Source organism: Enterobacter sp. ku-bf2, assembly GCF_001742765.1.
Lineage (GTDB): Bacteria > Pseudomonadota > Gammaproteobacteria > Enterobacterales > Enterobacteriaceae > Enterobacter > Enterobacter quasiroggenkampii.
In genome coordinates, this window is record NZ_MDVW01000001.1 from 289,756 (window position 1) to 304,955 (window position 15,200).

Here is a 15,200-nt window from a genome sequence, read left to right on the forward strand (position 1 = left end):
ACCCATTTTCTAAGACAAGGTGCACTTACGCCTATGAAGCCTTCTATCGTCGCTAAACTGGAAGCTCTGCACGAGCGCCATGAAGAAGTCCAGGCGCTGCTCGGCGATGCCGGGACCATTGCGGACCAGGAGCGTTTTCGCGCGCTCTCACGTGAATACGCGCAGTTAAGTGATGTTTCTAAATGCTTTACCGACTGGCGACAGGTTCAGGAAGATATCGAAACCGCGCAGATGATGCTCGACGATCCTGAAATGCGCGAGATGGCGCAGGAAGAGTTGCAGGATGCGAAAGCGCGTTCTGAGGAGATGGAGCAGCAGCTTCAGGTGCTTCTGCTGCCAAAAGATCCGGACGACGAGCGTAACGCGTTTGTGGAAGTCCGCGCCGGGACCGGCGGTGACGAAGCGGCACTGTTTGCCGGGGATCTGTTCCGCATGTACAGCCGCTACGCCGAGTCGCGTCGCTGGCGCGTGGAGATCATGAGCGCCAACGAAGGCGAACACGGTGGCTACAAAGAGGTTATCGCCAAGATCAGCGGCGACGGCGTATATGGTCGTCTCAAATTTGAATCCGGCGGTCACCGCGTGCAGCGCGTTCCGGCCACCGAATCTCAGGGCCGTATCCACACCTCCGCCTGTACGGTGGCGGTGATGCCGGAGCTGCCGGAAGCGGAGCTGCCGGACATCAACCCGGCGGACCTGCGTATTGATACCTTCCGCTCCTCCGGGGCGGGTGGTCAGCACGTTAACACCACCGACTCCGCCATCCGTATTACCCACCTGCCAACCGGTATCGTGGTGGAGTGTCAGGACGAACGTTCCCAGCATAAAAACAAAGCCAAAGCGCTGTCCGTGCTGGGTGCGCGTATCCACGCGGCTGAAATGGCGAAACGCCAGCAGGCGGAAGCGTCTACGCGTCGTAACCTGCTGGGGAGCGGCGATCGCAGCGACCGTAACCGCACCTATAACTTCCCGCAGGGGCGCGTGACCGACCACCGCATCAACCTGACGCTGTATCGTCTGGATGAAGTGATGGAAGGCAAGCTGGATATGCTGATTGAGCCTATCGTGCAGGAATACCAGGCCGACCAGCTGGCGGCACTGTCCGAGCAGGAATAATGGATTTTCAGCGCTGGTTACGTGAGGCTGCCGGTGAGCTTTCCGAAAGCGAAAGCCCGAAACGCGATGCCGAAATTTTGCTTGAGCATGTGACGGGCAAAGCCCGCACGTACCTGCTGGCCTTCGGTGAAACCGAACTGACCGCTGAGCAGGAAGCACGGCTCGCCACGCTGCTTGCCCGCCGTAAGCACGGCGAGCCGGTGGCGCACCTTGTCGGTGAGCGCGAGTTCTGGTCGTTACCGCTTTACGTCTCGACGGCGACGCTGATCCCGCGTCCCGATACCGAGTGTCTGGTCGAACAGGCGCTGGCGCGTTTACCGACGGCGGCCTGCCGCATTCTCGATCTCGGTACAGGCACCGGGGCCATCGCGCTGGCGCTCGCCAGCGAACGACCCGACTGCGCGGTGACGGCGGTAGATGTGATGCCCGACGCGGTGGCGCTGGCGCAGCGCAACGTGGAACGTCTTGGCCTGACCAACGTAAAGGTGCAGCAAAGTAGCTGGTTTAGCGCGCTGGAGAACCAGACGTTCGGCATCATTGTCAGTAACCCACCCTATATTGACGAGCATGACCCGCACCTTGCGCAGGGGGATGTGCGCTTCGAACCGCTGACGGCGCTGGTCGCCGCCAGGGAAGGTTTAGCCGACCTCGATCACATTGTGACAATGTCACGACAACATTTACTTTCCGGTGGCTGGCTTCTTGTGGAGCATGGCTGGACGCAGGGAGAAAGCGTGCGGGCATTGTTTACCCAGGCGGGCTATGCCGACGTCAAAACCTGCCGCGACTACGGCGGCAACGAACGCCTGACGCTGGGGCAGTGGCTATGAGTGCAGGCTATCTGCCATTTACTGATAAAGGCGTAAGGCTGACTGAAAGGCGGTTTGGCGTTATCATCTACATCGTTTTGAGTTTTATCTCGTCCGGGCGTCGCTGTGCGCTCGGTCGTTACTGGGGTAAGTCATGAGGTCCTTAGCCGATTTCGAATTTAATAAAGTGCCGCTTTGCGATGGCATGATCCTGATTTCTGAGATGATTCGCGACGATTTTACGTCGCAGTTTGTCTACGATGAGCTGGAGAATCTGGTCAGCCTGGCGCGTGAAGAGATTAATCAGGCGCGCCCGCAAGACTGGCAATTAGAGAAGCTGCTTGAGCTTTTCTACGGCGAATGGGGTTTCTGCGACACGCGGGGCGTGTATCGCCTGTCTGACGCATTATGGCTGGACCAGGTCTTAAAAAATCGTCAGGGCAGCGCCGTTGCGCTGGGCTCTATTTTACTGTGGGTCGCGCATCGCCTGGATATTCCGCTGGTGCCGGTTATTTTCCCGACGCAGATGATCCTGCGTGCGGAGTGGCTGGACGGCGAGATGTGGCTCATTAATCCCTTCAACGGCGACACGCTGGATGAACATACGCTGGACGTGTGGCTGAAAGGCAACATCAGCCCGGTGGCTGAGCTCTTCAACGAAGATCTCGACGAGGCGGATAACGCAGAAGTGATCCGCAAGCTGCTCGATACGCTGAAGTCAGCGTTAATGGAAGAGCGTCAGATGGAGTTGGCCCTGCGCGCCAGCGAAGTGCTGCTGCAGTTTAATCCGGAAGACCCGTACGAAATTCGCGACCGCGGGCTGATCTATGCCCAGCTCGACTGCGAACACGTGGCGCTAAACGATCTGAGCTATTTCGTTGAGCAGTGTCCGGAAGACCCCATTAGCGAAATGATTCGTGCGCAGATCAACGCGATCTCGCACAAGCAAATTACACTGCATTAATCTTAATTCCGATTCACACCTGAATAAGGCGATCCTATGAAACAAAAAGTGGTTAGCATTGGTGATATCAAGGTAGCAAACGACCTGCCTTTCGTGCTGTTTGGCGGCATGAACGTGCTGGAATCCCGCGACCTCGCCATGCGTATCTGCGAGCACTACGTGACCGTGACCCAGAAGCTGGGCATCCCGTACGTGTTTAAAGCCTCTTTTGACAAAGCCAACCGCTCCTCCATCAACTCTTACCGTGGCCCGGGCCTGGAAGAGGGGATGAAGATTTTCCAGGAGTTGAAGCAGACCTTTGGCGTGAAAGTGATCACCGACGTGCATGAAGCCTCTCAGGCGCAGCCGGTGGCAGACGTGGTAGACGTGATTCAGCTCCCGGCATTCCTGGCTCGCCAGACCGACCTGGTTGCCGCGATGGCGAAAACCGGTGCCGTGATCAACGTGAAAAAACCACAGTTCGTGAGCCCGGGTCAGATGGGTAACATCGTCGATAAGTTTATCGAAGGTGGTAACGATCAGGTGATCCTGTGCGACCGTGGCGCTAACTTCGGTTACGACAACCTGGTGGTGGACATGCTGGGCTTCAGCGTGATGAAAAATGTCTCCGGCCAGTCTCCGGTGATTTTCGACGTGACCCACGCGCTGCAGTGCCGCGACCCGTTTGGCGCCGCGTCCGGTGGACGTCGTGCTCAGGTGACCGAACTGGCGCGTGCCGGTATGGCAACCGGTCTGGCGGGTCTGTTCATTGAAGCGCACCCGGATCCGGATAACGCAAAATGCGACGGCCCATCCGCGCTGCCGCTGGATAAGCTGGAGCCGTTCCTGAAACAGATCAAAGCGATTGACGATCTGGTGAAGAGCTTCGACGAGCTGGATACCAGCAAATAATAAAAAAACCCGCTTCGGCGGGTTTTTTTATGGGGCATATTGCCGGGTGGCGCTTTGCTTACCCGGCCTACAAAACCCGTAGGCCCTGCAAGCGAAGCGCCGCTGGGCAAAAAGGCTACGCAAAAATCGTCATCAAGTACGCAATAAACAGCGCCATATGCGCTGCCCCGTTAAGCACGTTGGTGCGCCCGGTTGAGAACGAAATCTGGCACAGCAGCAACGAGGCTACCATCACAATCATCTCCGGCGCGCCCAGCGCAAACTGCAGCTCGTTACCGGTCATAAAGGCAATCAGCGTCACCACCGGCACGGTGAGTGAAATGGTCGCCAGCACGGAGCCAAAGAACAGGTTCATTGCGCGCTGTACCTGATTGTTTAAGACGGCTTTCAGCGCGCCCAGCCCTTCAGGAGACAGGATCAGCAGTGCCACCAGGAAGCCGGTAAAGGCTACCGGCGCGTTCAGCTCGGTTAACAATGTTTCCAGCGGGTTGGCGTTCATCTTGGTGACGGCAATCACCGCAATCAGATGCACTATCAGCCAAACCGTATGCCACGCGCTGCTGTGGGCCGACGGCTTACCGTGGTGCGGGTCATCGTCGTCGCTGTCGTCTTCATGCTCATACACAAACAGGCTCTGGTGCGTTTTGGTCTGAATCAACAGGAACACGCCGTACATGGCTGCGGAAATCAGCGCGACCAGCAGCGCCTGACCGGTGGAGAAGTTTGCACCCGGCAGCGCCATCGGGAAGACCAGCACGATAATCGCCAGCGGGAAGAGGGCAATTAGATACTGTTTAATGCCGAACAAGTTCATATACTGGGTCGCAAATTTACGCCCGCCCAGCAGCAGAGAGAAGCCCACCAGGCCGCCCGTCACAATCATAATGATCGAGTAAAGCGTGTCGCGCATCAGCGTCGGTGCGGCATCGCCGGTCGCCATGAGCGCGGAAATCAGGCTGACTTCGAGAATAACGACGGAAAGGCTGAGAATTAACGATCCGTAGGGCTCGCCCAGACGGTGGGCCAGTACGTCCGCATGGCGAACGACGCTAAATGCGCTGGTTAAGATACCGACCAGGGCAAGAATATTGATACCAACCACCACTGGCAGTGACTGACTGCTTCCCCAGAAGAGCAGCACAGCCAGTGCCAGAACCGGGAAAATGAGAGACGTCTCCTTGTGGCGGGTTTTTACCGCCTCGTGTGTTGCTGTCATGTGCTTCTCCATCAATGCAGGTGCTTGTAATTATAGATAGATTTTTGAGGGCATTAAATTAACAGATCTCTGTTATATACCCTTAATTTTTTACTTAATTTTACCCTTTGTCATAAATTTAATATCTGACTCCTGTAATTGGCGGTTTTCACATAATATTTATTAAATAACAATTAATTAGATATAAAGTTAATCCATAAATTAAGACCGGGTGGCACGCTGGCATATCGTCGTCCACACTTATCTCTTTAAGCAAAAGAGAGGTGAGTGATGCCATATAAAACGAAACGCGAATTACCCGATAACGTGCAAAACGTGCTGCCCGCTCACGCGCAGGATATCTACAAAGAGGCGTTTAACAGTGCCTGGGATCAGTACAAAGATAAGGAGGATCGCCGGGATGATGCCAGTCGTGAAGAGACGGCACACAAAGTCGCCTGGGCCGCCGTAAAACATGAATATGAAAAAGGAGACGACGATAAATGGCACAAAAAGAAATAGCCGTGAAATAATTCGCTGCCTTCATTTTGACTTTTCAGGCGGTTGAACTGCCGTTGTATTGCAACTGGTCCGCTAATTGCTTATCGTTATTTAACTGCTGGCAAAATGACCAGCACCTAAGGCCCGGAAGGCGAATTACAGATGTCGCAAGGAAGCATGCAGTGGCGGAGGTGGAAAGTGTTAACGCGTGATTTCTTAATGAAGGCAGATTGTAAGACGGCATTTGGTGCTATTGAGGAATCGCTTCTCTGGTCAGCTGAACAACGTGCGGCGTCGCTTGCTGCCACGCTTGCCTGCCGCCCGGATGATGGCCCGGTATGGATTTTTGGCTACGGCTCCCTGATGTGGAACCCGGCTCTGGAATTTGTCGAATCGGCAACGGGAACGCTGCCTGGCTGGCACCGCGCATTTTGCCTGCGTCTGACGGCCGGACGCGGCAGCGCGTGCCAACCCGGACGTATGCTTGCACTGAAAGAGGGCGGGCGCACCACGGGCGTGGCGTATCGCCTCCCGGATGCCACGCTGGAAGAGGAGCTTACGCTGCTCTGGAAGCGTGAGATGATCACCGGCTGCTATATGCCGAGCTGGTGCAAGCTGGAGCTGGACGACGGTCGCACCGTCAATGCGCTGGTGTTTATCATGGACCCGCGCCATCCGCTGTATGAAGCGGACACCCGCACGCAGGTCATTGCCCCGTTGATTGCTGCCGCCAGCGGACCGCTGGGAACTAACGCGCAGTATCTCTTCTCCCTCGATCAGGAGTTGACCCGCCTCGGCATGCAGGACGATTGTCTGAATGAGCTGGTGGCGAAGGTGAAGGCGCTGCTGGAAGGAAACCCGCTCAACGGCACGCTGCGACCGGGTTTTGCCTGAAAATACGCCCGGCTTGCCGGGCGTTTGACGTTATGCTGCTACGTAACTGACGGAATGCTCCAGCGACTGGCTGTGGCTGTCGATCAGCACATCCCACGTGCCGGTATATGGCACGGTAAGCCAGGCCTTATCGTCCTGCACGGTCAGAATATCCGCCTGGGATTGTTTTTGTGCTTTCGCACTCATGAGATGAATACGACAGCGCTCTGAGCAACGCACCACAACCGTATCCCCGCCAAACAGCTTCAAACTTGTTTTTACCAGTGCCATTTTTTACCCCGTAGTCTTAAACAACGCTCTCCCTGCTGCCATATCCGAGCGTGATGTTGTTCACAATTCACTCATGGCATAACACCAAAGGGGAGGGGGTGGGATGCTGATTTTGATCAAAAAATGGCATAACGATTAAACAAAAATGACAAAATCCCTCAAAATTTCCTCTGGTGCGCGTTTTACCCGCTAAACGCGCGCCAGTAGAAAATTAAATGCGGAAATGGCCGGCGGTTTCAGCAAGGTCGCCCGCCTGGCTCTGCAGAGCGCCCGCAGCGGCGGCGGATTGCACCACCAGTTCGGCGTTCTGCTGGACCATGCGGTCGAGATGGGTCACCGCGTGGTTGATCTCGTGAATGCCTTTCATCTGCTCGCTGGTGGCGATGGAGATTTCGCGCATGATGCCGGAGACGCTGCCGATGCTGGAGCGGATCTCGTCCATGCTTTCCCCGGCCAGATGCACGTAGCGGGAGCCGGTGGCCACGCTGTCGGTGGTGGAATCGATCAGCGATTTGATCTCTTTCGCCGCCTGGGCGCTACGGCTCGCCAGGTTACGCACTTCGCCTGCCACCACGGCAAACCCACGCCCCTGCTCCCCGGCACGGGCCGCCTCGACGGAGGCATTCAGCGCCAGAATGTTGGTCTGGAACGCGATACCGTCAATCACGCTGGTGATGTCGCCAATTTTAGCCGACGCGACTTCGATGGACTGCATGGTGCTGATCGCCTGGGATACGACTTCGCCGCCGCGCGCAGCGGCCGCAGAGGCCTTGCTCGCCTGGTCATTCGCTTCTGCCGCCGACTCGTTCGACTGGGTCACGGAGGCGGTGATCTGCTCCACGGCGCTGGCCGTCTCGCGCAGGCTGGATGCTGCCTGCTCGGTACGTCCGGAGAGATCCTGGTTACCCGCCGCAATCTCCTGGGCGGCGTTTTTCACCGACTCACTGGCATCACGGAGCTGCACCATCACCACCGACAGCTTATCGCTGAAGGCGTTAAAGGCCTGGGCAATCTGCGCCACCTCGTCTTCGCCGCTGTCCGGCAGACGCTGCGACAGATCGTTAGTCCCGTTGGCAATGTTGTGCATCGCGTCGCGAATGTCAGACAAGCGCTTCAGCAGACGGGCAATCAGGAGATGAACAATGGCCGCGCTCAGCAGCGCCAGGATCACCAGTGAAATCGCCGATGCCTTAAGCAGGGAACGCATGCCGGAGGTGGCGTCACCGTTGTCGAGGGCGACGACCAGCAGCCAGTTTGTGCCCGGCACGGCTGTCGCCACGAAGGTTTTTTCGACGTCGTTAAGCGTACCGTCGACAAGGTTACCGCTTTTCAGCGCAGCAAAATCGATGCCTTTGATGGTCTCAGCAAACGGTTTAAGCGTCAGCGCCGGATCGTTAGCCGCTATCACGCTGCCGTCACTGTTCAGAAGCAAGCCGCTGCTGGACGGAGTTGGATGGATCCCGCGCACGTTCGCCACCACGCTGTCCATGGCCACGTCGCCCGCCACCACGGCTTTCAGGGCGCCATTCTCTTTCACCGGCACGGCGAAGGTCACCACCAGTTTACCGGTACCTGCATCAACGTAAGGCGCGGTGACGACCGGGCCATCCGTGCTGACCACCTGCTGATACCAGGGGCGAATGGTCGGGTCATAATCCGCCGGGACACCCACGGGCTCAGAGAATTTCGCCGTTTTGCTGGCGTAGCCCACATAAACGTTGGTGAATCCACCCGCCTGCGCAAGCTGTTTAAACACCGGAACCGGATCGTCACTCAGCGCAACGGTCTGGGCAGAGGCAATCACCGTCATCTTGCTTTTGACCCAGTCGGCAATCGCCATGTTATGGCTTGCGCTGGTGCTGGTCAGGATATCGCGCTGTGACTGCTGGTTATCCTGACGTGTGACCTGGAAGTTAATAACGGTATTGAGGAGAAGGGCGACGACCAGACAGCCTGCCGTCGCGGCGATGATGCGTGCACGAATCGATCTGAACATAAGTGAAATACCTGCTGTGTTGTTTCCATGCCTATCGGCAACCCCGCAGGTAAACTTGATGCTGAAACCGCGTCCATAAGAAAATAATATTTTTACGGGTTTATTATTAAAAAGTTAATACTTTATCGGCGGACAGCGTCCACTCGGCCAGCTCAACCAGCGTACCAATTTCTACGCCATCAATCAGCGGCAGCCCGGTGATACCGCGCCCTTCGGTGCAGGTTTTGCACAGCTTCACCGGCACGTTTTGCGCGGTCAGGATCTCCAGCATCTGCTGAATGTTATAGCCCTCGGCCGGTTTTTGTCCCTTCAGCCCGGCGGTGACCGCGTCCGACATTAAAAAGAGTCGTAACGCGAGGTCACTCTCTTTTTCGCGCAGCGCAATGGCCAGGCGCAGGCTGTTGAAAAGGGATTCGCTGCCGTAGGCCGCACCGTTGGCGATGATCACAATCTTCTGCATGTTGACTCCTGTTCTTATAAAGGCTCGAATAATATAGGGTTTACCGAGTTTACGCTGCCTGCAGCCGTCAATAAACTTCAGGATATTCCTGAAATTTCCCGTAAGGCTGCAATTCTTTCTTAATAGCGTTAAGGTAAGAGCGTCTTTTACAAAACTCAGGCGCAAATCCCGACGTTGATGGCTGTATCGTCTCGCATTCGTTCTCTGCTATTACTCTCCCTTCTGTCGGCCGGAGCCGTTCACGGTGCGCCGAATTCCTTTATGCATCAGGCCCAGAACCCCTTTGATAATAATGGGGATAGTCTGCCCGATCTCGGCATGGCGGCGCCCACCGGCGAAGGGGAAAAACACCTGGCCGAAATGGCGAAAGCCTTTGGTGAAGCCAGCATGACCGACAACGGGCTGACGACCGGCGAGCAGGCGCGTCAGTTTGCCTTTGGTCAGGTGCGCGACGCGGTAAGCGGGGAAGTGAACCAGCAGATTGAGTCCTGGCTGTCGCCCTGGGGAAACGCCAGCGTGAACATGCTGGTGGATAAAGACGGCAAATTTAACGGCAGCAGCGGGAGCTGGTTTATCCCGTGGAATGATACTAACCGCTACCTGAGCTGGAGCCAGCTTGGCCTGACGCAGCAGACGGATGGCCTGGTCAGCAATGCCGGAATCGGTCAGCGCTGGGTCGCCGGGAAGTGGCTGCTGGGCTACAACACCTTTTACGATAATCTTCTGGATGAAAACCTGCAGCGTGCCGGGCTGGGGGCGGAAGCGTGGGGGGAAAATCTGCGCCTGTCAGCGAACTATTATCAGCCCTTTGCCGGATGGCGCGCGCGATCTGACGTTCAGGAGCAGCGCATGGCGCGCGGATATGACGTGACCGCTAAAGCCTGGCTGCCATGGTTCCATCATCTGAATACCAGCGTCAGCTTTGAGCAATATTTTGGCGATAACGTCGACCTGTTCAACAGCGGCACCGGCTACCACAACCCGGTTGCGGTCAATCTGGGGCTTAACTATACCCCCGTTCCGCTGGTGACGTTGACCGCCGGGCACAAGCAGGGCGAAAGCGGCGAGAGCCAGAATAACCTTGGACTGAAGCTCAACTACCGCTTTGGCGTGCCGCTGGCAAAGCAGCTATCCGCCGATGAGGTCGCCGCCACGCGATCCCTGCGCGGCAGCCGCTACGATTCACCGGAGCGCACCAGCCTGCCGGTGATGGAGTTCCGCCAGCGTAAAACGCTGTCCGTCTGGCTGGCCACGCCGCCGTGGGATCTGAAAGGGGGTGAGACCGTGATGCTGAAGCTGCAGGTTCGCAGCACGTACGGTATCCGTCAGATCCACTGGCAGGGGGATACGCAGGCACTGAGCCTGACGTCGCCGGCGAAAAGCAACAGCAGTGACGGCTGGAGCGTGATTATCCCTGCCTGGGATGATCGGGAAGGGGCGACAAACCGCTGGCACCTGTCGGCGGTGGTGGAAGATGAGAAAGGCCAGCGCGTCTCGTCCAATGAGATCACGCTGGCCGTGGTGCAGCCGCTGGTCGCACTGCCTGACGACGATCCGCGCTGGAAGCTGCTGCCGGATGAGTAGCCCTTAAAAAATGCGTTCCTGATGCACCCATACGGCGGCTTCAACGCGGGATTTTAGCTTCATTTTCTTCAGCATATGCTTCACGTGCACTTTCACCGTGCTTTCGGTGATGTCCAGGCGGCGAGCGATCATTTTGTTCGGCAGCCCCTGGGCAATGAGCTTGAGAATGTCGCGCTCGCGCGGCGTGAGCTGGCTGACGTCACGGTCAGAGGTGGCGCGGTTGGCTCGCAGGCTGGCGGCCAGAACCGGCGTTAAGGCTTCGCTCAGCACCATCTCGCCCGCCGCCGCCTGCTGCAGCGCCTTAAGCAGATCTTCCGGCTCCATGTCTTTCAGCAGATAGCCATCCGCACCGCGCTTCAGCGCCGTGACTACGTCCTCCTCATGGTTCGACACGCTAAAGACGACGATGCGCCCGGAAAGCGATTTTTCCCGCAGCTTGTCGAGGGTCTCCAGACCGTTCATGCCCGGCATATTCAGATCGAGCAGGATCAGATCGGGATCGAGGGATTCGGCAAGCTCAATGCCCTGTTCACCGTTGCTGGCTTCGCCCACCACGGTGATATCGGGTGCCATGCTGACCAGCTGTTTCACGCCAGTACGCAGCATCGGATGGTCGTCGATCAACAGGATGGATGCCGGTTCCTGATTAGTCATGGGTTTCTCCTTGAGCAGTTGTGAGCGGTTTCTCGGGAATAAAGGTGACGACAACTTCCGTGCCGCCCGTTTCTCTCCGGCGAACCTGGCAATCACCGCGCAGGCTTTGAGCGCGGTCTCGCATAATGATTAAACCATAGTGGTTAGTGCGTTCGGCATTTTCTGGCACGCCGCGGCCGTTATCGTGAACCGTCAGTTTCACCTGATTATCGTGCTGGCTGACGGTGACCGTGACCGCCGTTGCTTCAGCGTGTTTAAGCACGTTGCTCAGCGCTTCACGGGCGATCTGCAGTAGATGGATGGCCTGATGGGAAGGGACAAACCGCGGCGGCAGCTGGTAATCCAGCTTCACCGGGAACCCCAGTCGGGCGCTAAATTCGTGACAGCTGGATTCCAGCGCCGGGCGCAGGCCCGGCTCGGTCAGCTGCAGGCGGAAGGTGGTCAGCAGCTCGCGCAGCTGCACCCAGGAGGTGTTTAGCTCGTTGCGGATCTGGCTGAGCAGCTGCTTGTTGCTTTCGGGCATCTCCGCATCTTGCATCTGCAGGCAGCTCACCTGCATTTTCATACAGGAGAGAGACTGGGCGATGGAATCGTGCAGCTCGCGGGCGATGGTCGCGCGCTCTTCCATGACGATAAGCTGCTGCTGTTTTTCCTGATGCCTGTCGAGCGCCAGCGTGGCCGTCAGCTGTTCAACCAGCGTATCCACCAGCTGCTGCTGGTCGTGGCTCAGGTGGCGTCCGGTTGGCAGGGTGGCCAGCAGAATGCCGTACTGGGTGTGGCTGTCCGTCAGGCGCCACTTCAGGGTCGTGCCGCCGGAGGTCAGCGGCGGCAGGCCGCGAGGGCAAAGATGGCAGCCTTTGTCATCGCAGGACATATCGGACTGACAGGTAAATTCCTGGTGGTTCTCTTCGTCTTCCACATCGTAGACCCGTAGCTCCAGGTCGCGCAGCAGGGTCAGATTTTGCAGGCCGTTCAGCACCGGCGAAAGACGTTCACACAACGGCACCTGCATGTGCAGCCGACGGTTGGCCTGCCAGAGGAAGGAGAGGATCTCGTTTTTCTGCTCCAGCCCGGCCGTTTTTTCCTGAACGCGCTGTTCCAGCACCGCGTAGCTCTCGGAGAGCTCTGCCGACATGGTATTGAGTGCCTGGCCGAGCATGGCCATCTCGTTGCGCCCGCTGATGTGCGTGCGCTGGGTAAAATCGCGTGCGGTCACCGCGCGGGCCATTGCCAGCAGCTGTTTCCAGGGATTCAACAGCCGCGCGCGGAGCCAGACGATGGTGAAGATCAGCAGCAGGCCCATAAACAGGGCCATGGCCCGGTGTACTATCACCACCCGGTCAATGCGTAATTCGGTCGTCTGGTCAAAAGCGGAGACCAGCGCATCAATGCGGGAGACAAATCCCGCCACGTCCTGGGCAACGGCTTCTGTACTGCGCGCCTGTTTCAGGCCGGGCTGCAGCTGGGTGTGCCAGTACCCCTGAAGGGCCTTAAGCTGGGACTGCTGGCCGGCGCGGATGGCGGCATTTTCCAGTTCGGGGCTGAACGCCGTGCGCTCCATTTCATCGATTAAAGGCCGATCGTCCTGCGTCAGGGGAACCGCCGCAAGCAGGCGATAACTCTGCATGCGTAGTGAGCCTGCCTCGTTGATGGCATGCGCATTACCCTGTACCCCTTGTACCAGCCAGCCGGAGATCGCCATGCCGGTCACGCCAATGGCGGTGGACAGCAAAACAATCAGGGCGAGCTGATTCACGAGCGTTAGCGGAGATAAGCATCTTTTTAACATTGAGTGGGCGTGCTCCTGACGTGGCCTGCTTGCAGGAATGGCGCTATTCTGGTGCATACCCTGGAGTATACCCATACCAATAAAGTATTACCCCTAAATTGCCAACGGAGTAGGGGGCAAGAGGTGGGCGTTGCAGGGAATCGTCAGTGCCGTGAAAAATCACGTCTTTTTTACCGAATTAGCCTACTCACTAAGGATAACACCTTTTTTTGTGCCGCAAATCCTCCCACTTTTCCTTTGATTTATATCAACTTACCGCCGCCCTAAAACCCTAATGTTTGCAGCATCATTCGAGAATCAGAGGTGTCTATGAGTCACTCATCCGCTCCCGAAAGGGAAAATGGTGCCGTTATTACTGACTGGCGTCCAGAGGATCCGGCGTTCTGGCAACAGCGCGGCCATCGTGTAGCAAGCCGGAATCTGTGGATTTCCGTGCCGTGTTTGTTATTAGCGTTTTGCGTATGGATGTTGTTTAGCGCGGTGGCGGTAAATCTGCCCAAAGTCGGCTTTACGTTCACGACCGATCAGCTGTTTATGCTGACCGCGCTGCCGTCGCTGTCAGGCGCGCTGCTGCGCGTCCCTTACGCGTTTATGGTGCCGGTCTTTGGCGGCCGTCGCTGGACGGCGTTCAGTACGGGCATCATGATTATCCCCTGCGTGTGGCTGGGCTTCGCGGTGCAGGATACCTCCACGCCGTTCAGCGTGTTCGTGATTATCTCCCTGCTGTGCGGCTTTGCCGGGGCGAACTTTGCCTCCAGCATGGCCAACATCAGCTTCTTCTTCCCGAAAGCGAAGCAGGGCGGCGCGCTGGGGATTAACGGCGGTCTGGGCAATATGGGCGTGAGCGTGATGCAGCTGATCGCTCCCCTGGCGATCTCGGTCTCTATTTTTGCAGCCTTTGGCGGCGGTGGCGTTGAGCAGGCGGACGGTTCTTCCCTCTATCTGCAAAACGCAGCCTGGATCTGGGTACCGTTCCTCGTGGTCTTCACCCTCGCAGCCTGGTTCTTTATGAATGACCTGTCCGCGTCGAAGGCGTCGCTGAGCGAACAGCTGCCGGTGCTGAAGCGTGGACACCTCTGGGTGATGGCGCTGCTGTATCTGGCGACCTTCGGTTCGTTTATCGGCTTCTCGGCGGGCTTCGCGATGCTGTCGAAAACGCAATTCCCGGACGTGCAGATCCTGCAATTCGCCTTCTTCGGCCCATTTATTGGCGCCCTTGCTCGCTCGCTGGGTGGCATGGTGTCTGACCGTCTGGGTGGTACCCGCGTGACGCTGGTTAACTTCGTCGTGATGGCGGTCTTCTGTGCGTTGCTGTTCCTCACGCTGCCGGCCGACGGACAGGGCGGTAACTTCATCGCCTTCTTCGGCGTGTTTATGGTGCTGTTCCTGACGGCCGGGCTGGGGAGCGCGTCCACCTTCCAGATGATCTCCGTGATCTTCCGTAAGCTGACCATGGACCGCGTAAAAGCGCAGGGCGGAAGCGAAGAACAGGCCATGCGCGAAGCGGCGACGGATACGGCTGCGGCGCTGGGCTTCATCTCCGCCATCGGCGCAATTGGCGGCTTCTTTATCCCGAAAGCGTTCGGTATCTCTCTGGACCTGACCGGCTCTCCAGCCGGTGCCATGAAAGTCTTCCTCGTCTTCTATATCGCCTGCGTCGTGATTACGTGGCTGGTATATGGCCGTAATACCAAGAAAAATAAGTAAGTATGATTATCCGTTTACGCGGCCTTCGGGCCGCGTTTTTTTGGCGTCAAAATAGTTACAACATACTGGTTGGCATGCAGAGGAAATCCGCAGGCAGCATTGTGATCGCCATCGCTTTACAGGGCGCTCTACCCCTTAATACCTGCGAGGTTAAATTTTGCCTGGCGGTTTGTACGATAAATTAAAAATAACGATATATTTCATATGGATATGAAATTTTAAATGATACCGCTTTGGTGGTATTCGGTGTAACCCCTCGCCTGAAAGTCCCTCGTCGTCTTGATCGTTATCAATTCTCCCCCTCTTTCAGGGCGTTACCTTCGCTGCAAATCAGCAATGTCGATTTAGAGAGCCACAGGCTCCACACAGG

At 57.1% G+C, this 15,200-nt stretch carries 14 protein-coding genes and 1 pseudogene; 9 read left to right on the forward strand and 6 right to left on the reverse strand.

Going from position 1 to position 15,200, the window contains the following annotated elements; all coding sequences use genetic code 11:
• Positions 1 to 33: 33 nt before the first annotated feature.
• The 5 genes and pseudogenes from prfA (at position 34) to kdsA (ending at position 3,780) form a co-directional block, all read left to right on the forward strand.
• A complete protein-coding gene (prfA, locus tag BFG58_RS01370) occupies positions 34 to 1,116 on the forward strand; it encodes a peptide chain release factor 1 (RefSeq protein ID WP_021240360.1) in 1,083 nt (360 codons plus the stop codon).
• Entirely contained in the window at positions 1,116 to 1,946 is an 831-nt protein-coding gene (prmC, locus tag BFG58_RS01375) for a peptide chain release factor N(5)-glutamine methyltransferase (RefSeq protein ID WP_069719040.1), read from the forward strand. The genes prfA and prmC overlap by 1 nt, the downstream gene beginning before the upstream one ends.
• Positions 1,928 to 2,050, forward strand: a pseudogene (locus BFG58_RS24220) (siroheme synthase); the annotation flags it as partial. The gene prmC and the pseudogene BFG58_RS24220, both read left to right, overlap by 19 nt.
• A 29-nt stretch (positions 2,051 to 2,079) precedes the next feature.
• Complete coding sequence (gene sirB1, locus BFG58_RS01380) at positions 2,080 to 2,889, forward strand: invasion regulator SirB1 (RefSeq protein ID WP_024907069.1); 810 nt, start codon at positions 2,080 to 2,082, stop codon at positions 2,887 to 2,889.
• 36 nt (positions 2,890 to 2,925) lie between these two features.
• Complete coding sequence (gene kdsA / locus BFG58_RS01385) at positions 2,926 to 3,780, forward strand: 3-deoxy-8-phosphooctulonate synthase (protein ID WP_023312123.1); 855 nt, start codon at positions 2,926 to 2,928, stop codon at positions 3,778 to 3,780.
• Positions 3,781 to 3,895: 115 nt separating this feature from the next.
• Here the strand turns inward: kdsA and chaA are convergent, their stop codons facing one another.
• Entirely contained in the window at positions 3,896 to 4,996 is a 1,101-nt protein-coding gene (gene chaA / locus BFG58_RS01390; RefSeq protein WP_024907071.1) for a sodium-potassium/proton antiporter ChaA, read from the reverse strand.
• 270 nt (positions 4,997 to 5,266) lie between these two features.
• Here chaA and chaB point away from each other — a divergent pair, with 270 nt between their 5' ends.
• Complete coding sequence (gene chaB, locus BFG58_RS01395) at positions 5,267 to 5,497, forward strand: putative cation transport regulator ChaB (protein WP_045908986.1); 231 nt, start codon at positions 5,267 to 5,269, stop codon at positions 5,495 to 5,497.
• Positions 5,498 to 5,674: 177 nt separating this feature from the next.
• Complete coding sequence (locus BFG58_RS01400; protein ID WP_023618421.1) at positions 5,675 to 6,370, forward strand: gamma-glutamylcyclotransferase; 696 nt, start codon at positions 5,675 to 5,677, stop codon at positions 6,368 to 6,370.
• Between the two features lie 30 nt (positions 6,371 to 6,400).
• Here the strand turns inward: BFG58_RS01400 and BFG58_RS01405 are convergent, their stop codons facing one another.
• The 3 genes from BFG58_RS01405 to BFG58_RS01415 form a co-directional block, all read right to left on the reverse strand.
• Complete coding sequence (locus BFG58_RS01405) at positions 6,401 to 6,640, reverse strand: DUF1883 domain-containing protein (RefSeq protein ID WP_013096243.1); 240 nt, start codon at positions 6,638 to 6,640, stop codon at positions 6,401 to 6,403.
• Positions 6,641 to 6,851: 211 nt separating this feature from the next.
• Positions 6,852 to 8,636, reverse strand: coding sequence for a methyl-accepting chemotaxis protein (locus BFG58_RS01410; protein ID WP_069719041.1), 1,785 nt, complete (start codon positions 8,634 to 8,636; stop codon positions 6,852 to 6,854).
• A 106-nt stretch (positions 8,637 to 8,742) separates the two neighbouring features.
• Complete coding sequence (locus BFG58_RS01415; protein WP_069719042.1) at positions 8,743 to 9,096, reverse strand: DsrE/DsrF/TusD sulfur relay family protein; 354 nt, start codon at positions 9,094 to 9,096, stop codon at positions 8,743 to 8,745.
• Between the two features lie 177 nt (positions 9,097 to 9,273).
• Between BFG58_RS01415 and BFG58_RS01420 the strand changes: the two genes are divergently transcribed.
• Positions 9,274 to 10,680 (forward strand): YchO/YchP family invasin, encoded by a 1,407-nt coding sequence (locus BFG58_RS01420; protein WP_069719043.1) that lies wholly within the window; start codon positions 9,274 to 9,276, stop codon positions 10,678 to 10,680.
• A 3-nt stretch (positions 10,681 to 10,683) separates the two neighbouring features.
• Here the strand turns inward: BFG58_RS01420 and narL are convergent, their stop codons facing one another.
• Both narL and narX read right to left on the reverse strand, forming a co-directional pair.
• On the reverse strand, positions 10,684 to 11,334 hold the full coding sequence (narL, locus tag BFG58_RS01425) for a two-component system response regulator NarL (RefSeq protein ID WP_008499531.1): 651 nt from the start codon (positions 11,332 to 11,334) through the stop codon (positions 10,684 to 10,686).
• Entirely contained in the window at positions 11,327 to 13,123 is a 1,797-nt protein-coding gene (narX, locus tag BFG58_RS01430; protein ID WP_048223642.1) for a nitrate/nitrite two-component system sensor histidine kinase NarX, read from the reverse strand. The genes narL and narX overlap by 8 nt, the downstream gene beginning before the upstream one ends.
• A gap of 309 nt (positions 13,124 to 13,432) precedes the next feature.
• Between narX and BFG58_RS01435 the strand changes: the two genes are divergently transcribed.
• Complete coding sequence (locus tag BFG58_RS01435; protein ID WP_045908975.1) at positions 13,433 to 14,830, forward strand: NarK family nitrate/nitrite MFS transporter; 1,398 nt, start codon at positions 13,433 to 13,435, stop codon at positions 14,828 to 14,830.
• Positions 14,831 to 15,200 lie beyond the last annotated feature (370 nt).